Source organism: Pisciglobus halotolerans (assembly GCF_900113675.1).
In the GTDB taxonomy this organism is placed as follows: Bacteria; Bacillota; Bacilli; order Lactobacillales; family Carnobacteriaceae; genus Pisciglobus; species Pisciglobus halotolerans.
Map to the genome: position 1 here is coordinate 11469 of NZ_FOQE01000020.1, position 18782 is coordinate 30250.

21 protein-coding genes are annotated in these 18782 nt (G+C 39.6%); 6 read left to right on the forward strand and 15 right to left on the reverse strand.

The genetic code is table 11. The features are described from left to right. The first annotated feature begins 768 nt into the window (after positions 1 to 768). Positions 769 to 1680, forward strand: coding sequence for an EamA family transporter (locus BM057_RS07425; RefSeq protein WP_092092576.1), 912 nt, complete (start codon positions 769 to 771; stop codon positions 1678 to 1680). An 896-nt stretch (positions 1681 to 2576) separates the two neighbouring features. On the opposite strand, the gene BM057_RS07430 is transcribed toward BM057_RS07425, so the two are convergent. After that, positions 2577 to 2954 carry a hypothetical protein gene (locus BM057_RS07430; RefSeq protein WP_092092578.1) on the reverse strand — a complete coding sequence of 126 codons (378 nt, stop codon included), beginning with the start codon at positions 2952 to 2954 and terminating at the stop codon, positions 2577 to 2579. Between the two features lie 225 nt (positions 2955 to 3179). Here BM057_RS07430 and BM057_RS07435 point away from each other — a divergent pair, with 225 nt between their 5' ends. Further along, positions 3180 to 4322 carry an NAD(P)/FAD-dependent oxidoreductase gene (locus tag BM057_RS07435; protein WP_177186198.1) on the forward strand — a complete coding sequence of 381 codons (1143 nt, stop codon included), beginning with the start codon at positions 3180 to 3182 and terminating at the stop codon, positions 4320 to 4322. A gap of 128 nt (positions 4323 to 4450) precedes the next feature. Here the strand turns inward: BM057_RS07435 and BM057_RS07440 are convergent, their stop codons facing one another. Continuing rightward, the gene (locus tag BM057_RS07440) at positions 4451 to 5413 is read right to left on the reverse strand and encodes a hypothetical protein (RefSeq protein ID WP_092092582.1); all 963 of its coding nucleotides are present in this window, start codon (positions 5411 to 5413) and stop codon (positions 4451 to 4453) included. Between the two features lie 194 nt (positions 5414 to 5607). Here BM057_RS07440 and mscL point away from each other — a divergent pair, with 194 nt between their 5' ends. Continuing rightward, a complete protein-coding gene (gene mscL, locus BM057_RS07445; protein WP_092092584.1) occupies positions 5608 to 6009 on the forward strand; it encodes a large-conductance mechanosensitive channel protein MscL in 402 nt (133 codons plus the stop codon). 117 nt (positions 6010 to 6126) lie between these two features. On the opposite strand, the gene BM057_RS07450 is transcribed toward mscL, so the two are convergent. After that, positions 6127 to 6534: a YidH family protein gene (locus BM057_RS07450; protein WP_092092586.1), complete on the reverse strand. Its 408-nt coding sequence runs from the start codon at positions 6532 to 6534 to the stop codon at positions 6127 to 6129. Between the two features lie 258 nt (positions 6535 to 6792). On the opposite strand from BM057_RS07450, the gene BM057_RS07455 reads away from it, so the two are divergent. After that, the gene (locus tag BM057_RS07455) at positions 6793 to 7269 is read left to right on the forward strand and encodes an AI-2E family transporter (protein WP_245741876.1); all 477 of its coding nucleotides are present in this window, start codon (positions 6793 to 6795) and stop codon (positions 7267 to 7269) included. Between the two features lie 79 nt (positions 7270 to 7348). Beyond that, a complete protein-coding gene (locus BM057_RS07460) occupies positions 7349 to 8035 on the forward strand; it encodes a 2,3-diphosphoglycerate-dependent phosphoglycerate mutase (RefSeq protein ID WP_092092591.1) in 687 nt (228 codons plus the stop codon). A 292-nt stretch (positions 8036 to 8327) separates the two neighbouring features. Here the strand turns inward: BM057_RS07460 and BM057_RS07465 are convergent, their stop codons facing one another. From BM057_RS07465 to BM057_RS07480, 4 genes are read right to left on the reverse strand one after another with little or no spacing between them, the layout of a single operon-like run. Then, positions 8328 to 9239: a metal ABC transporter permease gene (locus tag BM057_RS07465; RefSeq protein WP_047391968.1), complete on the reverse strand. Its 912-nt coding sequence runs from the start codon at positions 9237 to 9239 to the stop codon at positions 8328 to 8330. Further along, entirely contained in the window at positions 9229 to 10164 is a 936-nt protein-coding gene (locus BM057_RS07470; protein WP_047391965.1) for a metal ABC transporter permease, read from the reverse strand. The genes BM057_RS07465 and BM057_RS07470 overlap by 11 nt, the downstream gene beginning before the upstream one ends. Continuing rightward, entirely contained in the window at positions 10164 to 10922 is a 759-nt protein-coding gene (locus BM057_RS07475) for a metal ABC transporter ATP-binding protein (protein ID WP_092092617.1), read from the reverse strand. Before BM057_RS07475 ends, BM057_RS07470 begins: the two co-directional genes overlap by 1 nt. Positions 10923 to 10943: 21 nt before the next feature. Further along, on the reverse strand, positions 10944 to 11888 hold the full coding sequence (locus BM057_RS07480) for a metal ABC transporter solute-binding protein, Zn/Mn family (RefSeq protein WP_218147457.1): 945 nt from the start codon (positions 11886 to 11888) through the stop codon (positions 10944 to 10946). Positions 11889 to 12039: 151 nt separating this feature from the next. Between BM057_RS07480 and BM057_RS07485 the strand changes: the two genes are divergently transcribed. After that, on the forward strand, positions 12040 to 12702 hold the full coding sequence (locus tag BM057_RS07485) for a metal-dependent transcriptional regulator (RefSeq protein WP_047391957.1): 663 nt from the start codon (positions 12040 to 12042) through the stop codon (positions 12700 to 12702). 249 nt (positions 12703 to 12951) lie between these two features. Here BM057_RS07485 and rsmI read toward each other — a convergent pair whose 3' ends face one another. From rsmI to tmk, 8 genes are all read right to left on the reverse strand, one after another. Then, positions 12952 to 13830 carry a 16S rRNA (cytidine(1402)-2'-O)-methyltransferase gene (rsmI, locus tag BM057_RS07490; protein WP_092092596.1) on the reverse strand — a complete coding sequence of 293 codons (879 nt, stop codon included), beginning with the start codon at positions 13828 to 13830 and terminating at the stop codon, positions 12952 to 12954. Further along, positions 13808 to 14158 carry a GIY-YIG nuclease family protein gene (locus BM057_RS07495; protein WP_047391951.1) on the reverse strand — a complete coding sequence of 117 codons (351 nt, stop codon included), beginning with the start codon at positions 14156 to 14158 and terminating at the stop codon, positions 13808 to 13810. Before BM057_RS07495 ends, rsmI begins: the two co-directional genes overlap by 23 nt. Continuing rightward, positions 14145 to 14897, reverse strand: a complete 753-nt coding sequence (locus tag BM057_RS07500; RefSeq protein WP_047391948.1) for a tRNA1(Val) (adenine(37)-N6)-methyltransferase — start codon at positions 14895 to 14897, stop codon at positions 14145 to 14147. The genes BM057_RS07495 and BM057_RS07500 overlap by 14 nt, the downstream gene beginning before the upstream one ends. 17 nt (positions 14898 to 14914) lie before the next feature. Next, positions 14915 to 15895, reverse strand: coding sequence for an NAD(P)H-quinone oxidoreductase (locus BM057_RS07505; RefSeq protein ID WP_092092599.1), 981 nt, complete (start codon positions 15893 to 15895; stop codon positions 14915 to 14917). A 357-nt stretch (positions 15896 to 16252) separates the two neighbouring features. Further along, complete coding sequence (locus BM057_RS07510; RefSeq protein ID WP_047391995.1) at positions 16253 to 16597, reverse strand: DNA replication initiation control protein YabA; 345 nt, start codon at positions 16595 to 16597, stop codon at positions 16253 to 16255. Positions 16598 to 16659: 62 nt separating this feature from the next. Next, complete coding sequence (holB, locus tag BM057_RS07515) at positions 16660 to 17673, reverse strand: DNA polymerase III subunit delta' (RefSeq protein ID WP_047391945.1); 1014 nt, start codon at positions 17671 to 17673, stop codon at positions 16660 to 16662. Positions 17674 to 17770: 97 nt separating this feature from the next. Next, the gene (locus BM057_RS07520; RefSeq protein WP_047391943.1) at positions 17771 to 18100 is read right to left on the reverse strand and encodes a cyclic-di-AMP receptor; all 330 of its coding nucleotides are present in this window, start codon (positions 18098 to 18100) and stop codon (positions 17771 to 17773) included. A gap of 25 nt (positions 18101 to 18125) precedes the next feature. Beyond that, a complete protein-coding gene (gene tmk, locus BM057_RS07525) occupies positions 18126 to 18758 on the reverse strand; it encodes a dTMP kinase (RefSeq protein ID WP_047391942.1) in 633 nt (210 codons plus the stop codon). Positions 18759 to 18782: the final 24 nt, after the last annotated feature.

Genomic DNA, 18782 nt, shown 5'->3' on the forward strand with positions numbered 1-18782 from the left:
TGGTCAATAAGAAGCATTAATGACAAACTCAGGAGCTGCAACTAGTTTGAGTTGGTCAATAAGAGGCGTTAATGACAAACTCGAGGGCTGCAACTAGTTTGAGTTGGTCAATAAGAGGCATTAATAACAAACTCGAATGCCGTACTGAGTTTGAGTTGGTCAATAAGAGACGTTAACAACAAACTCGAGGGCCATAACTAGTTTGAGTTGGTCAATAAGAAGCATTAATGACAAACTCAGGAGCTGCAACTAGTTTGAGCTGGTCATTAAGAGGCATTAATGACAAACTCAGGAGCTGCAACTAGTTTGAGCTGGTCATTAAGAGGCATTAATGACAAACTCAAGAGCTGCAACCAGTTTGAGCTGGTCATTAAGAGGCATTAATGACAAACTCAGAAGCTGCAACTAGTTTGAGCTGGTCAATAAGAGACGTTAATGACAAACTCGAATGCTGTACTGAGTTTGAGTTAGTCAATAATCAATAAGTGCAACATTCGAAACCAATTCGAATGGATGCGCAAATCGAGTACTTTACCGAATGAGGGATTGTAAGGAGCTAGATGGGTATACATTTGTCAGTGCTAAAGTTTAAGAATCAAAACTCTCTTTATGCAAAGGGACAGAAGAAGCGGAAATAACTGCATGGTCTATTACTCAGTAGGCATTAAATAAAAATTTTATTTCTACTTCTACATATTGCCTAAACCGCTTCCCGTTTTGTATACTTAGACAATGTGCATCAAGACAAATAAAAGGAGTTGAAAAAGTATGCATTGGTTTATTCCTGCCCTAGTCGCAACCGTCGCATGGGGTACTGCTGATTTATTTTACAAGAAAGGTGCTGATCCAGCTGACCGTTTCAGTTACTTGAAAACTGTCATCATGGTTGGATTGCTGATGGGGCTGCATGCTTTTTACATCTTGCTCTTCAAAGGCATCGATTACGATCCAAGCTTTATGATCAAATACTTGCCAGTCTCTTTCTTCTATATTTTATCAATGGCGATCGGTTATTTAGGTTTACGTTTTCTAGAACTGTCGATCTCCTCTCCCATTCAAAACTCATCTGGAGCAATTGCTGGTTTGATGGCTTTCCTTTTCCTAGGACAAGTCATGACAACGATTCAATTTTTTGCAGTCGCATTGATTACAGTTGGGGTGATCGTTTTGGCTCTGTTAGAACAACGCCTTGCGGAAGCAGAACGTCGCTTAAATAAGGAAGTCATTGATCGCAAATACAAATACGGCGCACTTGCTTTGCTTTTCCCATTGATGTACGCCTTTTTAGATTCATTGGGAACTTTTGCGGATGCTTGGTTTTTTGATGCCTATGCTGGATTTGGAGAAACGCTTGAAATGCAAGCTAACCTTTCCTATGAATTTACATGGTTGATCGTGGCGATCCTAGCCTTCATCTATGTTGTGGTGATCAAAAAACAATCTTTCCGTCCAAAAGATCAAACCGATCGTGGCTTAGCAGCTGTGTTTGAAACATTAGGACAATTCTTTTATGTTTTCGCCATCAGCAGCAATGCTGTAGTGGTTGCTCCAATGATTTCTTCTTATAGTGTCGTATCTGTCATCCTTTCCCGCATTTTCTTAAAAGAAAGACTGACAAAGTGGCAATACACGGCAGTCATGGGCATTATCATCGGTATCTTTATTTTAGGATTTGAATAAAAAAGCTTATAAATCACAAAAAATAACCCTCAATCTTTTCAGTCGAACGCTCAAAAGATTGAGGGTTATTTTTATCTTTATCGTTTGAAAAAACTTATTTTCTTAGAATATATCTTAAAACTATTTTGTTAAGATGAAAAAAGCTGTAACCTATTAAATAAATAACATAATTGTTTTTGTAACAAAATTGGCTGTACTTTTTGGCATACTGACTTTAATGCATGCGTTATAAATTCCGTTTTCTAAAGTACCTGTGTAATGGTTCAATAAGATTTAAAAAGCCTGTTAGCCCAGTATACGATGCGATTACAGTTTTTACCTTAGAAGGAAGCTTATTGTAAACCTTTCTAATAGCTTTCACTGTCCAAGTAAGTTTCCTCTCTCTAGAGAAGGAATATCAGGAAGTGCTTGTCCATCTATTAAAGTAATATCAGAACCTGAATAATTATTAAAGTTTTGCATTTCTTCACTACTAAACCCGTAATCTCTTAGTTCTTCGTTACTCAGATAAAAGCTTTTATCAAAATTGTTAAACTACTTTTGATCTAATTCGCTAGCACTTACTACCTGTGTAATCGGTAAAAGATAACTCAGTTCTTATCGAAAAAGAAGATGATACTGAAGCATTAAAGTATACAACTTGGGGTAAAGAAAGAGCTGATAAGAGCTATCAGTTATATGAAAAAATTATTTTAGATATTAACATTGCTATAGCAAACATAAAATGCTTAAATGAAATACAACAAAATAAAAATCAATTAAGGAAAAGCTTATTTATTCTCGAATCTTTAGAGCTTGCTCAGTTATCTAGCCATTATAAAGATTTGCTGCTTAAATATAACATTTCTTTATAACAAAACAGAACAAGCTTACCTCTTAAACAAAAAGGTATAAGTTCACTTCTTTTTATAATCTGCAAATGACTCGTTTGTTCTCTTTGCTGTCTGATTTCTTTTATTTTTACCTGTATTTTTTAACATCAAGCCTGTTTGTAAAAGGAAACATACAAAGGCTAAACCGCTCATCCATAATAAGGAGCTGTCTGTACTGCCATTAAATTCGTCATACAATACACCTGAAAATAAATTGGCCATGGCTAGTGTAAGCAATAGAATGAACGAAACGACAAGCCTTGAGAGATTAGCTCCTCTATGGCGGCTAGGCCATATAAAAGCTATACCCGTATTTACCGCTATCCCGATCGTTAACAGTATAAAGATTCCTTTAAACATCCACCAATAATGATTTAAAATAACATCAGCATAATCGTACATCACAACTCCTCCTTTTAAATAACAAACGACCTCTTACATGATTTAACCATTTCAGTCTTTACAAATCAATCTAAGCTAGCAACTTTAAAAGAAACTTAACGTTGCTTCTTTTACATTTTTTCATGAAAAAATCAGTGCTTTCTGTTAGGCTAAAAGAGAGTGACCAATTTATTATTAAAGGAGACAAGGCAAAGACATGACTTCACTGTCTTTTGCCGTATAATGATGAATCAACCAAAAAAGATCGCAGTGATCGGCGGCGGAATCGTCGGATCAACTACTGCTTTTTATCTCAGTCAAACAGATACAGACGTTACCTTATATGATGAGGAAACAGGCCAAGCTACTTCTGCAGCAGCAGGGATCATTTGTCCTTGGCTTTCGCAACGCCGCAATCAAAAGTGGTACCGCTTGGCAGCAGGTGGAGCTGCATTTTATCCAACTTTGATGAAAGACATAGGAGAAGGCTTGCAATATTCCGTCATTTATCGTCAAGTCGGTACACTCGTCTTTAAAAAAACGCCTAAGCTGTTAGACAAACTGGAAAAAATTGTTCAAAAGCGACGTATTGATGCACCGATGATCGGCGAGTTAGCTGTTCTATCCCCTGAAGACATTCAAGAAAAAATGCCTTTGCTTGAAACAAGGAATCCTGCTTTATTTGCTTCTGGCGGAGCGAAAGTCGATGGTGCCCAGCTGACACAAACATTAAAGGAAAAAGCGCAGCAAAACGGCGTCGTTTTTCATAAAAAAAAGGTATCCTTGCACGTTGAGTCAATGGATGAATCTCCTTATATCATTAACGACGGAACGCGCCAAGAGCGCTTTGATGCAGTTGTATTGGCCGTTGGTGCCTGGTTGCCAAAACTGCTAGAACCATTAGGCTATGCAGTTGATATTCGCCCACAAAAAGGACAGCTGGTCGAGCTGCAGTTGGATGCAGAAACGGATGTCTGGCCTGTTGTCATGCCAGACGGTGAAATGGATATCATTCCATTTGCGGGAGGTAAAATCATTGTAGGGGCGACCCATGAAAATGATAAAGGCTATGACTTGGAGCCGACAAAAGAACAGCTTCAACTGATGCTGCAAGAAGCCAACAAGCTGGTGCCTGAATTAGAAAAAGCAACGATCACACGGACGCGTGTCGGAACGCGAGCTTATACCTCAGACTTCGCGCCTTTTTTTGGAGAAGTTCCTCATGCTCCACGGCTTTATGCAGCTAGCGGTCTCGGTGCTTCCGGTTTGACATCTGGTCCTTTGATTGCACGTATGCTGACACAATTGATAAAAGGCGAACAGACAGATTTACCACTGGAAAATTATCCAATTAATGATTATATCCAAAAATCGAACAGTTCTTCCTAAGCTGCTTTTAGACAAAAGCTGAACAAAGAAGCGTTCCCTGATGAAATCAACAGGAAACGCTTCTTTGTTATGATTGAATAGCTACTGAATAAATCGAACAGTTGTTTTTGATCGTACATTCGATTTTTTTAATGGACAGGCGTATAGGTTTCATATTTTCCGGATACAGGATCCATTTTTGTTAAGCTGTCCGAAGATAGATCATATTTAAACATCCCAACCATATTTGAGATTTCTACACCGTCTACTTCATGGGCATGTCGAATCTCGATTTGATAAGTGGTTTCATTTTCTTTCGTTGCAAAAAACTGGTTATCAGATGGTGAAATACCAGTCTTTTCCACTACTTTGTCTAAAACATAGTTTTGTTCTTCTTCCAATGTCATTGTTTTTTCTTGTGTAGAAGTAGAAGCACTGGAAGCTGTGCTGCTGTCTTTTTTATCAGCAGGATTGTCTTTTTGACTTGATTCAGTTTCTGTTTTTTCTGCTGTATCTTGTTTTTGGTCAACAGCGCTATCTTTACTTTCTTTACTTTCCTTACTTTCTTTACTTTCCTTACTTTCTTTACTTTCTTCGCTAGCTTTATTGACTTGGGTATTTTCGACTTCTGTGTGAGCAGCTGCTGTTTCTTGTTTTGTTATCCACTGTTTGATTTCTTTGTCAGAAGCCATTTTGATATTTTTGCCTGTTTCTTTGGTAAATGCTTCCCCTGTGATGACAGATTTGCGTTCAGCTTTATAGTCAGACTTTTCCATTAAGTCATATGTATCATCTTGAACGGTTTCTTCCGTTTGAGCAGTTGTTATTTTTTCTTTCAATGCTTCTGCATCGGCTTTTAAATCGGGATAATCTGTTAAATCATTTTGCAACAGCATGTCGATATTTCCAGCAGCTTCATCATACTTTTCATCACCATAAAGGTCCTGGCTATCTCTGTACATATTCTGATAAGCGGTCTTCTGGTCAGAGGATTCAACTACTGCGCTACTTGTTACAGCAGTGTCCGTTTCTTTTTCATTTGCCGTTCCACATGCACTTAACACACCAACACTAGAAAGGACAACAGCTGAATAGATCCATTTCTTTTTCATTTTTACTTCCTCCTTTTCCCCTTTTTCGGGTCACCTTCATTATAGATTGAAACACTGTAATTGCCAATCTTTTTCAAGCCAGGAACACATTTTTATACTTTTTTAAGAAACCGTTTCATCTACTTTCTTTCTTCCCGTTTTCTCTTCTATCGTGTATACTGAATGAGAATGAAACTGAAAGAGGTCATGTAGGAATGAAAAATTTTTTTGAAGAGTTTAAAGAATTTGCTTTTAGAGGCAATGTTCTTGATTTAGCTGTGGGGGTTGTTATCGGTTCTGCCTTTACGGCCATCGTAACATCTTTAGTTGAAAATATTATTACCCCTTTGATCGGTATTGTGATTGGCGGCGTTGATTTCAGCAATTTAAGTTACCAATTCGGCAGCGCAACGATTGCTTACGGTGCTTTTATCCAAGCGGTGATCAACTTTATATTGATTGCATTGGTTGTCTTTACCTTTATTAAGCTGATCAATACTGCTTTGAATCGATTCAAGACTCAAGAAGCAACAGAGGAAGAAGAAATTCCTGTAACGGAAACTTACTTGAAAGAAATCCGTGACTTGTTAGCAGAACAAAACAACAAAAATAGTTAATAACAGCAAATTAACAAGAAGCACTTTGTGACGTCTTATGACCATATGGTGCTTCTTTTTTAATACAATTTTGTTTATCACTTACCTGATAGTCCATAGAACTTTTTGACTCGGTCATCAGCTTAACATGATCCAAAAACCTAGAATGCAAACCATTAATAGAGAAATGGTGATAAATGAGATAGCTGTCATATTCAAGTTAAAAGAAGATTTATTTTCTTCGATACTGCCGTAGTTTTTCAACAAATGCTGATACACAGCTCGGTAACCGATCCAAGCATACACAAAAGTCAGCATGCCGATCGTGATCAAGGCACCTCCTACGATTAAAGCAATCGTGCCGCTTCCAGTATCCTGTAAAGCTTTACCGATCGTTAATCCTGCACCTGCAATCGTGAAACCTGTTCGGATCCATGCAGAATACGTTCGTTCCCCTGCTAATAACGTCCGGCTTTTTGCTAAGTCTGTTCTATCTTGCGCCAATTCTGTATTTGATTTTCCTTTTACTTTCTCTTTTTCCAACATCGTGCATTCACCTCTTTTTAAAATGGGCTATGGTATGTATTTTCTCATCGTTACTGAATTTGTGCAAGCGTTGCATCAGCATCTCTTTGCTGACCAACGGCATCCTTATCCTAGCATGTTCAGACTTTATACGGATGTTTTTTTGGTTGTTTTCCTTTATACTGATTCTAACCTATTGAGTAAAAGATGCCTTGCAGCATCCTGCAGCTCGATTGTTAACATTTTTTACATTGATTTTCCTTAATGGGAGTGATGAAAATGAATCAATTTTTAGCTATTTTAAATGAAATATTGGCTGCTTCTTTTAAAGGGGTAAGAGGCTATGTAAAAGCAGCCATTAAAATGTCCATCTTGATGTTCATTATTTTGTGTATCGGTTTGTGGTGGATCGGAATCTCTTGGTGGGGAGTAAAAGCATTAGGAATCGCCATAATTGATATCATTCCGGTATTGGGAAGCGGGATAATCATGCTGCCATGGGCTTTGGTCTATCTATTGATGGGTCAGACATCACTTGCTTGGCAGCTCGGATTACTTTATATTGTTTTAGTGATCGTACGTCAGATCGCTGATCCATTGATCACCGGCAGAGAAATCGGGGTTCGTCCTATTTACACCCTACTTTCTACAATCATTTGTATTGTCTTATTTGGACCGATCGGAGCTGTTTTAGGAGCTATAATAGCCGTCATCATCAAAGCCATTTTTGATATCAAAAAGCAGTACACATCATAACATTAGAACTTTCACCTAAAAAAGAGTACACTAAAATTAGTGAAGGCATCGAACAAATCAAAAGAAAGTAGTGAAGTAGATGAAAAAAATGGTACTTGTCAGACATGGCCAAAGTGAATGGAACTTTACGAACCAATTCACTGGTTGGGTAGATGTTGACTTAAGTGAGCAAGGTGTTGCTGAAGCAAAAAAAGCCGGTGATAAAATCAAAGAAGCCGGTATTGAGTTTGACGTTGCCTATACGTCTGTTTTAAAACGGGCTATCAAAACATGTCATTACGTGCTTGAAACCTCTGATCAATTATGGGTTCCTGAAACGAAAAGTTGGCGTTTGAACGAGCGTCATTATGGTGCGCTTCAAGGCTTAAACAAAAAAGAAACTGCTGAAAAATATGGTGCAGATCAAGTTCAGCTCTGGAGACGTTCTTATGATACTTTACCCCCAATGATGGATCCGGATGATGAATCGTCCCCACTCCAAGACCGTCGCTATGCCAACTTGCAAAAGCGCACCATCCCAATGGGTGAAAATTTAAAAGTTACGCTGAATCGTGTTATTCCTTTCTGGGAAGATCATATTGCACCTTCTCTGCTAATCGGAGAAACGGTTTTGATCGCTGCTCATGGGAATTCTTTACGCGCATTGGTTAAATATGTTGAGGAAATCGCTGACGAAGATATTATGGAAGTGGAAATTCCAACTGGCCAACCACTCGTCTACGAGTTAAACGACGATTTGACGATTTCTAAAAAATATTATCTATAATATCATGTTCATCTTATTGAATGTTTCTTATTAAACCGTTAAAAAAATGGATCAAACCTATTAAAAGCACCGACGCTTTCTTCGGCTTGAGCCTTATATCAACAGTTAAAAAGCCACCTGTTTTCCTTCGAAAACAGGTGGCTTTTATTGGTTCTTCTTCTTTTAACGTTGGTAAAGAAATTTCCTAAGGTCGATGGGCTACTGAAATTTCTAGAAATAGGATTCTAACGAGTTTAGCATTAAAAAAATTGCTTTTTTACAGACCAACGTTAAATATTGTAGAACCCTTTTATTAAGATTTTATATGGCTAGAAGCTGCTTGCTTCTTTAAGTTTTTCCTTTGTTTCCAACGGTTTCTTATTGCTTGAATAGACCCTTTGCTAGGAGAGAATAAAAAGGCGAGTAAACACGTTATTCCTGTCACAACTGCGATCATACCGGCAATAGAAGTATCCAGTACAAATGCTGCTTTCACTCCAACTAAGCTATTGAAGACAGCTGTGATAAGAGTGATCAATATCATCCTTTTCAGTCGATGCGTGAGCAAGTAGCCTGTTAAAGCCGGACCGACCATAAAACCGACAACCAGAATAGAACCAACTGAATCATAAGCACCGACTGCTGTTAGCGATACGAGTGTCATTAACGCATAATGTAAGAAAACAGGCGAAAAACCCAATGCAGCTGCGAGACCTGGATCAAAAGTTGTGATCTTCAACTCTTTATAGAAAAAGGTAATAAATAACACGTTGATTATTAAAATAATCAGCATCGACCACAATACTTTTGGCCCAAAGTCCATTCCAAAGAGGGTCATTCGTCTAAATGGCGCAAAAGCGAGTTCTCCCATGAGCACTGAGTCTGCATCCAAATGGACATTTCCAGCATATCTTGTGATCAAGATGATCGCAATACTAAAAAAGAGCGGAAAAACAATTCCGATTGCTGAATCGTTAGATAACAATTTGGTGTGCTGTAACGTTTCTATCAGCCAAACGGTTAAGACGCCGACTAATGTTGCTCCCACGATCAAAAATGGCGAGTTTAAATCATTGACCACAAAGAAGGCTAAGACGATCCCCAGTAAAACAGTATGGGTAATGGCATCTGACAGCATCGTTGAGCCCCGCAGCACTAGAAAGACACCTGGGAGCGAACAAGCTAGAGCCACTACAACGGCAATCAAGTAGATTTCAACGAGCATATTTTTCGCTCCTTTCCTGTTTTTCTTCAATTTGTTTGATGTACGCTTTTTTCTTTCGACGCTGATTGACCCATCTAATGATCAATCCACGTTTGGGAGAAAAAATCAAACTGATCATCACGATCAAACTGAGGACTAAAACGATAGTGGGACCAGTCGGTATTTGTCGTCCGATAGAACTGATGAACGTTCCGGCGACACCTGATACCATGCCAAATAAACCAGCAAGAATCAGGACAACGCCAAGACGATCTGACCATTGACGTGCAGCAACAGCTGGACCGATCAAGAGCGCACTCATCAAAATAACTCCTACAGATTCCAATCCAAAAATAACAGTCAAAATAATCATAGCTGATAAGATAAATTGTAAGATCCTCGTTTGGAAGCCAAGAGTTTGCGTAAAGACAGGATCGAAGGCGAAGACTTTTAATTCTTTCCATAAAAGTAAAACCAGCACTAATATTCCAGCCCCTACTGCTAACAATAACTGAACATCGCTCAATAGCATAGAGGAAGCTTGTCCATAAATAAACTTCTCCAATCCTGCTTGATTAGCATTCTCCAATCCTTGGATATGGGTCAATAATACTAAGCCAAGTCCGAAAAAGCTGGACAACACAACAGATAAGGCATTGTCGAATTTAACAGTACTTTTTTTGCTGATCCATTGGATGAGTGCTGTAGCGATTAAGCCGCTTATCAGAGCTCCCCCTAGCAAATAGACCAAGTCTTTTTTACCAATCAATAAAAACGCGAGCGCAATTCCCGGCAACGCTGCATGGCTCAGTGCATCTCCAAGCAGACTTTCTTTTCTTAAGGTCGCATAAGTACCTACTACACCGCTCAATAACCCTAAAAAACCTGTTCCTAACGCTACGATCTGAAAGGTATAATCTGAAAACAAAGCCAACAGCTGTTCCATCAAGGCTGTGCACTCCTTTCTCCCACATTCTGATCTGTTCGATAGGTTTCTTCAATATTTTTATCGGTAAAAGCAGAAGAAACAGATCCTGCTGCCATCAAAGAACGATTGATAAAGACAACTTCATCAAAATACTCTTCTACTGTTTGCAAGTCATGGTGGACAACAATCACCGTTTTGCCTTCCGCTACTAACTCATGTAAAAGATTCATAATAATGCGTTCTGTTTTCATATCAACACCGGCCAAAGGTTCATCTAATAAATAGATATCTGCTTCCTGTGCCAAAGCTCTGGCAAGAAATACTCTTTGTCGCTGCCCGCCCGAAAGCTGGCTGATTTGACGATCGGCAAAAGTCTGCATGCCTACTTTTGCTAATTGTTGGGCCGCAATTTCTTTGTCTGCTTTTTTAGCTCGTTTAAACCAGCCAAGACGTCCATACCTGCCCATCGTGACCACGTCTAAAACCGTTGTTGGAAAATCCCAATCAACAGAACTATTTTGCGGAACGTAAGCTACTTGCTGTTTCACTTCTTTGTAGGGTGCCATTTGATGGTCATTTAATGAAAATGCTACTTCTCCAGTAAGCGGCTTGATCAACTGCAGCATTGCTTTGATCAAGGTTGATTTTCCTGCACCATTTGGTCCGATAATAGCCGTCATTTTTCCTTTTTTAAATCCTAGTGATACATCCCATAAAACAGGGACAGATTGGTAAGCCACTGTCAAATGTTTCAATGTGATTGCTTCTTCGCTCATCTTCAACACGTCCATTCTTCTTTATTTCAGTGCATCCACGATCGTATCAATATTTGCACGATACATTTTTATATAGGTTTCTGCTTGCTGCGCTTTGTCTCCTAAAGAATCGGAATAAAGTTCTCCGCCGATCCCAACTGCCCAGTTCTTTCGTTTCACAGCTGCTTGCAGTGATTCCACGGTTTTTGTTGGAACGGAGCTTTCGATAAAAATAGCTTTGATTTGATGATCGGATACAAATTGAGCTAAATCACTCACATCTCTTGTCCCCGCTTCCGATTGGGTATTCAAACCTTGTAATCCCACTACTTCAAACCCAAATTCTTTTCCGAAATAGTTGAAAGCATCATGGGCAGTAACCAAATAACGTTTGTCTTCATGGACTTCTTCAATGCGAGAAGTAATATAAGCTGATAATTCATCTAGTTCTTTTTGATATCGTTCATTATTGGCTCGATAATCAGCTTCATTTTCTTCGTCTACTTCGCTCAATTGGTTAGCAATATACTCAGCTGATAGTTTCCAATTCTGGACACTAAACCAAATGTGCGGATCATGGACTAATGATTCATCTTCGGATCCTAACACGTTTTCTTTAGGCAGCGCATCTTCGAGGGTAAACGTTATTTTCCCTTGTCGGCCAAATTCATCAAAGATATCTCCCATTTTTCCTTCTAAGTGAAGGCCGTTATAGACGACGATGTCTGCTTTCATCATTTTCATCACATCTGAAGCAGAAGCTTTATATCCATGAGGGTCTACTCCAGAACCCATTAAACCTTCTACTTGCACATGCTCTCCACCGATTTCTTTTAATAAGTCTGACAACATTGTGGTGGTTGCCACGATCTGGATCGGTTCGTCTCCTGTTTCCCCAGCTTGGTCATGTACGGATGTTTCTTCTTCTCCGCAAGCACTCAGAAGAAGGACGATTCCTGCCAGCATGATGCCTAGCCAACGCTTCATTATCATCACTCTCTTTTTCTAGTATACTTTGATATTTTTAGATTAACCTAAAAATATTGTGCAGTCAACTTAAAGATTTTTTTCAATATTTGGAGACCAAGCGAAAATGGGGTATAATATAGATAATCACACTTGGAAATGAGTGAACCTTATGACACCGAGCAAAGAAGATTACTTGAAAACCATTGTTGAACTTGGCGGAGAAACACGTGTCATCAATAATAAAGAACTGGTCCAAGCTCTTAATGTTTCTGCTGCATCTGTGACCGATATGAATGCAAAACTATTAAAAGAAAATTTGATTACTCACGTTCCTTATCGCGGTGTTCAAGTGACGCAAAAAGGTTTGCGCACTGCTAATCAACTCATTCGAAAACATCGCTTATGGGAAGTTTTTTTATCTGAAAAATTAGGCTACGATTGGAATGAAGTGCATGAAGATGCAGACCGATTGGAGCATGCTTCGTCCGATCTGCTTATCAAGCGTTTAAATGAGTTTTTAGGTGAACCGACGCACGACCCGCATGGCGGACTGATTCCTAATGAAGATGGAACAACAGCACAGACCAATTTTTTGCCACTAGTGGAACTTTTTCCCAACGATTCTTTCCTTTTAAAGGAAGTAGAGGATCAAAAAGAGTTTTTATCTTATCTTTCTAGTAAAGGCATTCACTTAGGCGCTTTTTATCAAGTCAAAGAGATGGACCCTTATGAAGGCCCTATCACTTTAGAAAATGAAAAAGGCGAACACATCACATTGGGTTATCAAGCTGCCCGTAATATTTATGTGGATAAAGTCGCAGAAAAACAATAAAGAGTCCATTCAACAAAAACCCAAAAAGCCGTCGTCTCCTATAGAGACAACGGCTTTTTATTTGTGCAAACATTTTTGGTTCTTTCTCTTTTAACGTTGGTAAAGAAATTTCCTACGGTCGATGGGCTACTGAAATTTCTAGAAATAGGATTCTAACGAGCTTAGCATTAAAAAAATTGATTTTTTTACAGACCAACGTTAAATATTGTAGAACCACATTTTTTTATCGCTGCGTTTCTTTAAAACTTCTTATTCAATCTCATGATAGGCCGCATATACCTCTTGCTTTTTGAGGTGACGTACTTTGGCGACTTCTTTAATGGCTTCTTTGCTGCGCACATGTTTCTCACTCATCACTTGCTCAACATGTTCTTGCAAGGATAAAGCTTGCCACGTCTCCTCTTCTTTGAAACGTGCTCCATTTTCATTACCTTCCACGATCAGACAAAACTCTCCGCGAACCTCACCATCTTGCGACCACGCTATTGCTTCTTCAAGTGATCCGCGCAAAAACTCTTCGTAACGCTTCGTAAGTTCACGGCACAAAACGATTTTACGGTTGCCGCCGAAGACGCGTTCCATATTTTTCAACACTTCTTTTAATCGATGCGGCGATTCATATAAGATAAACGTTTCAGGATGCTGGTCCAATTCTTCAAGTGCCGCTGTTTGTTCTTTTTTCTTTCGCGGCAGAAAACCGTAAAAGTAAAAAGGCTGCGGGCTTAATCCAGATGCGATCAAAGCTGTTAGACCAGCATTTGCGCCTGGCAAAGGCACTACCGAAATCTGTTCTTTTATACAAGATTTGACTAAATCGTGTCCGGGATCGCTGATGGAAGGCATACCAGCATCACTGACTTGGGCGATGTTCGTTCCTTCTTGCAATTTTTTAAGCAAGTGTGGGATCCGTTCCTGAGAGTTGTGTTCATGAAAGCTGATTTGACTCGTGTGAATGTCAAAATGATTCAACAATTTCTGGGTGTTACGGGTATCTTCTGAAGCGATCAAATCAACTTCTTTTAAGATCCGTATCGCTCGCAAAGTCATATCTTCCAAGTTGCCGATCGGTGTCGGTACTAAGTATAATGTTCCCGTCGCCTGTTGTTCAAAGCTTTTCTGGCTCTTCATCTTTTGGTTCTCCTTTTTTTGTATGATCCATGACCTTGCAAGGCTGGTTTGTTTGCAACGGAAAAATAATCCCCTGCTTTTTTAAAAAGCGCACTTTGTCTTGCCGCGTCTGTTTTTTAAAAGCATATTCCGCGCTAGTTGCCTCGCTGCGTGTGGCATAAGCTTCAGCATAGATCATTCGAACAGGTCTGCGGGAAAGCGGCTTTGTATATTTAGCCCCCACTCCTTGGTTATGCTCCTGCTCCCGTCTGTTCAAATCTGTTGTATATCCGCCGTAGAAGGACCCATCCTGACAATGCAATACATAAAAATAACTATTCTTCTCCATATAACAACCTTCTGACTTCAGGCAGATACTGATTATCTTCACTGTAAACAAACAAAGGCGGCAACACACGAAAACCAGTCTCTTTACCGTCTTTGATGCCTTCAACTAAGACGGTATTAGCTTCCCGATCTTTTTTAGGATAAACAAAGCGGATCTTTTTGGGGGCCAAGCGATGTTGTTTCATTGTTTCCAAAATTTCCAGCAAGCGATCTGGACGATGGACAAAGTAAGCTTTGCCGTTCATTTTCAACAAACCGCTCGTTACTTTTATCACTTCTTCCAAGTTGGTATACAGTTCATGACGTGCAATCGCTAAATGTTGATTAGGATTACGCGTACTTTTTTCCGTTGCTGCAAAATAAGGCGGATTACACGTGACGACATCGACCGTATCTTTTTTGATCCATGAAGCAGCTTCAGAAAGATTCCCTTCAATGATTGAAAGCTGTTTTTCCAATCCATTGATTTCGATGCTCCGTTTCGCCATATCTACCAATCTCGGCTGCAATTCAATTCCAACGATGGAACTTTTCGTTTTTTGACTCAGCAGCAAGCCCACTACACCATTTCCAGCACACAAGTCAACGATTTTTGCTCTTTCATGTTTAGGAACTTGTGCAAAGTCTGCTAATAGTACAGCATCTAGCGAAAACGAGAAAACAGACGGACTCTGAATGATCTCTAAATGGTGGCTCAATAATTGATCCATTCGTTCGTCATCTTGTAACCATTGCTTCATCTATTCTCCACGCACCTTCACTCTACGGTCAATATGATCTTACCGATATTTTTATTTTCTTCCATGTATTGATGAGCTTGAGCTGCTTTTTGCAAAGGAAAAGCCGTATCTATAATTGGTTTGATCGTACCATTTGCTAGAAGAGGCAAAGCCTTTTCAACAAATTCCTGTGTTAATGCAGCTTTATAATGATCTAATCTCGGTGTCAGCAAAGTAGCGGCAAGTGTGATTCGTTTGCCCATAAGCTCAAGCAGATCCACTTCCGGCACCACATGACCGCCTAACGTTCCGATCAATATCCAGTGTCCATCTTTTTTGATGCTCTTCATGTTTTTTTGCCAGTAGGAAGCACCGACAAAGTCTAGGATCACATCTACTCCAGCTTGATTCGTCCACTCTAATACTTGATCAGCAAAATTTTCTTTTTTATAATTGATTCCTTTATCTGCACCCAGCTTGCGGCAAAAATCTAGTTTTTCTTGTGAACCGGCTGTCACGATGACGATTGCCTCTGTCAGCTGCTTCGCCAATTGGATAGCAGCCGTTCCGACACCACTTGCTCCTGCGTGAATCAAAACGGTTTGACCTTTTTCTAGCTTGCCTAACCAATACAGGGTTTGATAAGCCGTTAAGAAAACTTCTGGAATAGCTGCCCCTTCTGCAAAATTTAAACGCTCAGGCAAAACGATAGCTCTATCAGCCGGTATCGTTACGTATTCAGCATAACTGCCTTGGTTAACAATTCCAGCAACGCGTGTTCCTGGAGCTAAGCTTGGATCTTCACTGTGGTTTTCTTCCACGACACCCGCTGCTTCCACACCTAAGATAGGATAAGGCTCACTTAAAGTAGGATCTTGGCGTTTTAGTGTGTCTGTACGATTGACTGCACTGGCTTTGACTCTGATCAGTAATTCTCCCTTTTTAGCAACTGGTTTCTCTCTTTCAACCAAGGTCAAAGCTTCTGCGCTGCCTGGTTTTTTGATCGTTATAGCTTTCATCTAAAGACCCTTTCTATATCATTTGGTCATCTTCTTTTATATTTCTTCATTCTTTACGGAATCGCTTAGAGACACGATACACTTTGCCGGAACGGCAACAGTACTTCCAATAATGGTTTTATGTTTCATTTTCCTGTCGCCTCTGTCCACCTCGCTCCGCATCCTTTTTCTAGTTGAGCTGCGAAAGCCAGAGTCTTTGCAAAAAAGATAAGTTGTTTTGATGTGCGCTCCGCTGCTCTCTTCAACAACTTCCTGTTTTTGCTGTGACTCTTTCGGGCTTTCTCCGCATCCTTTTTCTATAAAAAAAGAATTAAGTTTCTTCTCAGGGAAGGTGGACTCAATTCTTTTTGTGTTTGTTTAACGTCTTTCTCCATAGATGACATCTAAACAAAAAGCGCAGGATTCGTCATTGACACGTCTAGATCCGTAAAACACGTTGCATACGTGAAAACCTTCCTCATATATTTTTTCGAGGTTTAAGCGTGATTTGGACATTTCTGTGCCAATGCCGTCTTTGCTGATTTCTTTTTGTTTTTCCAAGTCGCTTAAACGGTCTCTTAAGTGTTGATTCTCTATTCGAAGAGTGGCGTTTTCCTCAACCAAAGCTTCTACTTCATTTTTCACTTCTGAGATCCGTCCCAGCGTCGCATTGGTATCATTTTCTAATTGAATAAATGTGTCATACAAAGCTTTCTTGTCCATTTTTTCACCCACTCTTACCTTGATCTCCTTTCAAACATAGCAATGCTCTACTCTGAGCTTGTTTAAGTCAAGCTGCTAAGCGGCTTGGACAACTTTTGCATTAAACGAATGGCTAGCTGTTCAAAAACGCCTTGTGCATTCACATTGCTTTCGAGTTTTTTTTGGCTGAGCAGGATCTCCTCTATCGCCTCAGTCAACTGTTTTGAACTTTTTTGTGCAATAAACTGGCGAAGTTCTTGCTCATAGCGAGGAAAAGCCAGTTCATCAGCCTGTTGTCCATAAAAAAGCTTTAAAGCATCACGATACAACAATAACAGCAATGACAGAGCCAACTTGTACTGCTCTCGTTCTTTAAAATACTGTAGCAAATCAGTCTGTACAAAAATAAAGGCTTCATCATCTTGTTTCGTTAACCACTTGAACCATTTCCAAATCAATTCGCGTTGGATAGCGAATGTTTCATCTTCACTTAAAGCAGCTGCTTTTTCTATATCATTTGTAAGATGTACCAGCAATGCAGCTTGGTTTTGGGAAATGCCTTTGTCCTCCAGCTCTTGTATCAAGATGGGTTTAGGCAGCGGTGAAAAATGGACCAGCTGACATCTAGACAAAATCGTCGGCAACAGTCTTTGTTTAGCTGTGGTCAACAGAAAAGCTGTCACTTTACCATCCGGCTCTTCTAAAAACTTCAACAAACTGTTGGCTGCACCTGCTGTCATTTTTTCTGCATCTTCAATAATAAATATTTTCTGGTCACTTTCGACACCGCTTTTGACGAACTCTGCTTTTAGATCTCTTACTTGCTCGACTTTGATCGACAAACCATCTGGTGCTACTTCCATCACATCTGGATGCTGATGTTCAAAGACGCGCACACAATTCACACATTTTCTACAAGCTTTTCCGTCTTGTTTGTTTACACACAAAAGGGAAGCAGCCAGCCATAGCGCAATTTCTTTTTTCCCTGTTCCTCTTGCGCCTTCAAATAAGTAAGCATGAGCCAACTTATGCTGTTCAAGGATATGTTGAAATTGTTTTAACAATCGCGGCTGTAAACGTTCAATTTTTTCGTTCATTTTTCTCACAACCTTATCGCATAGCACTCATTTAGCAAATAGATTTGCAAACTAGTAGTTTCCTTGTCTGATAACTTCTGCTTTACGATCAGCTATTTTAAAACTTTTGGAATTGATCTACTGGACAAACGAATACAGTAGCGCCTCCGACTTCCACTTCTACAGGATAAGGAAAGTTGGTTTCCATTGAAACGTCGTAGCTTGATGGCGGCATCATATATTGTTCTCTTGAAGAACAATTTTCACGAATGATATCTAAAACTTCATCTACCCTTTCCTCTTCTATTCCAATAATAAAAGTTGTATTTCCAGCTTTTAAAAAGCCGCCAGTAGTAGACAGTTTTGTAGCGCGTATGCCATTTTCGATAAATTCGTTTGATAAGCGGTTTCCATCTTTATCTTGAACAATAGCTAAGACCAGTTTCATAATGAGCACCCTTTCTTTTTCTATTTCAGTTACATTGCTTCATAATAACGGTATAACATTCTTGTACTACTTTTTCCAATGTTTGACTTGCATCAATAGCAACGATCCGTTCCGGGTTTTCCTTTAACAGCAGTAAATACGCGTCACGGACTTTTTCATGAAAAGCCAGTTCTTCCTGATCCAACCGATCATATTGTCTGTCGGCTTTGCCTTTTTGGATCCTTGCTAATCCTTCTTTGGCTTCAATATCTAAGTAAAGCGTTAAGTCAGGCGACATATTTTCCGTAGCAAATGCATTGATCGCTGCGACTTCTTTCATGCCGACCCCTCGAGCCCAGCCTTGATACGCTAAAGAACTGTCTACAAAACGATCGCTAATAACGATTTGACCTTGTTCTAATGCAGGAATCACTTTTTCTACCAAATGCTGTCTTCTTCCAGCTGCATATAACAACGCTTCTGTACGTTCGTCCATTTCTGTATGTTCTGGATCCAAAATGAGCTCCCGTATTTTTTCAGCAATGCGACTGCCGCCAGGTTCTCTCGTAGCCATAACTTCTTGTTGAAGTGCTGCCGATAATTTTGGGACAAGCGCTTGAATGACACTCGTTTTCCCTGCTCCATCAGGCCCTTCGATCGTAATAAAACATCCTTTCAAAGCAAAAACTCCTTAACTGTATTC

Bases quoted from the DNA above. Each gene is read 5' to 3' on its own strand.
- BM057_RS07470 (WP_047391965.1), bottom strand. From the start codon at position 10,164: ATGGAACAGCTGTTGGCTTTGTTTTCAGATTATACCTTTCAGATCGTA.
- BM057_RS07510 (WP_047391995.1), bottom strand. From the start codon at position 16,597: ATGGACAAGAAAGCTTTGTATGACACATTTATTCAATTAGAAAATGAT.
- BM057_RS07425 (WP_092092576.1), top strand. From the start codon at position 769: ATGCATTGGTTTATTCCTGCCCTAGTCGCAACCGTCGCATGGGGTACT.
- BM057_RS07435 (WP_177186198.1), top strand. From the start codon at position 3,180: ATGAATCAACCAAAAAAGATCGCAGTGATCGGCGGCGGAATCGTCGGA.
- BM057_RS07505 (WP_092092599.1), bottom strand. From the start codon at position 15,895: ATGAAAGCTATAACGATCAAAAAACCAGGCAGCGCAGAAGCTTTGACC.
- rsmI (WP_092092596.1), bottom strand. From the start codon at position 13,830: ATGAAGAGCCAGAAAAGCTTTGAACAACAGGCGACGGGAACATTATAC.
- BM057_RS07520 (WP_047391943.1), bottom strand. From the start codon at position 18,100: ATGAAACTGGTCTTAGCTATTGTTCAAGATAAAGATGGAAACCGCTTA.
- BM057_RS07455 (WP_245741876.1), top strand. From the start codon at position 6,793: ATGAATCAATTTTTAGCTATTTTAAATGAAATATTGGCTGCTTCTTTT.
- BM057_RS07460 (WP_092092591.1), top strand. From the start codon at position 7,349: ATGAAAAAAATGGTACTTGTCAGACATGGCCAAAGTGAATGGAACTTT.
- BM057_RS07440 (WP_092092582.1), bottom strand. From the start codon at position 5,413: ATGAAAAAGAAATGGATCTATTCAGCTGTTGTCCTTTCTAGTGTTGGT.
- BM057_RS07500 (WP_047391948.1), bottom strand. From the start codon at position 14,897: ATGAAGCAATGGTTACAAGATGACGAACGAATGGATCAATTATTGAGC.
- holB (WP_047391945.1), bottom strand. From the start codon at position 17,673: ATGAACGAAAAAATTGAACGTTTACAGCCGCGATTGTTAAAACAATTT.
- BM057_RS07465 (WP_047391968.1), bottom strand. From the start codon at position 9,239: ATGCTCGTTGAAATCTACTTGATTGCCGTTGTAGTGGCTCTAGCTTGT.
- BM057_RS07495 (WP_047391951.1), bottom strand. From the start codon at position 14,158: ATGGAGAAGAATAGTTATTTTTATGTATTGCATTGTCAGGATGGGTCC.
- BM057_RS07485 (WP_047391957.1), top strand. From the start codon at position 12,040: ATGACACCGAGCAAAGAAGATTACTTGAAAACCATTGTTGAACTTGGC.
- BM057_RS07475 (WP_092092617.1), bottom strand. From the start codon at position 10,922: ATGAGCGAAGAAGCAATCACATTGAAACATTTGACAGTGGCTTACCAA.
- BM057_RS07430 (WP_092092578.1), bottom strand. From the start codon at position 2,954: ATGTACGATTATGCTGATGTTATTTTAAATCATTATTGGTGGATGTTT.
- mscL (WP_092092584.1), top strand. From the start codon at position 5,608: ATGAAAAATTTTTTTGAAGAGTTTAAAGAATTTGCTTTTAGAGGCAAT.
- BM057_RS07480 (WP_218147457.1), bottom strand. From the start codon at position 11,888: ATGAAGCGTTGGCTAGGCATCATGCTGGCAGGAATCGTCCTTCTTCTG.
- BM057_RS07450 (WP_092092586.1), bottom strand. From the start codon at position 6,534: ATGTTGGAAAAAGAGAAAGTAAAAGGAAAATCAAATACAGAATTGGCG.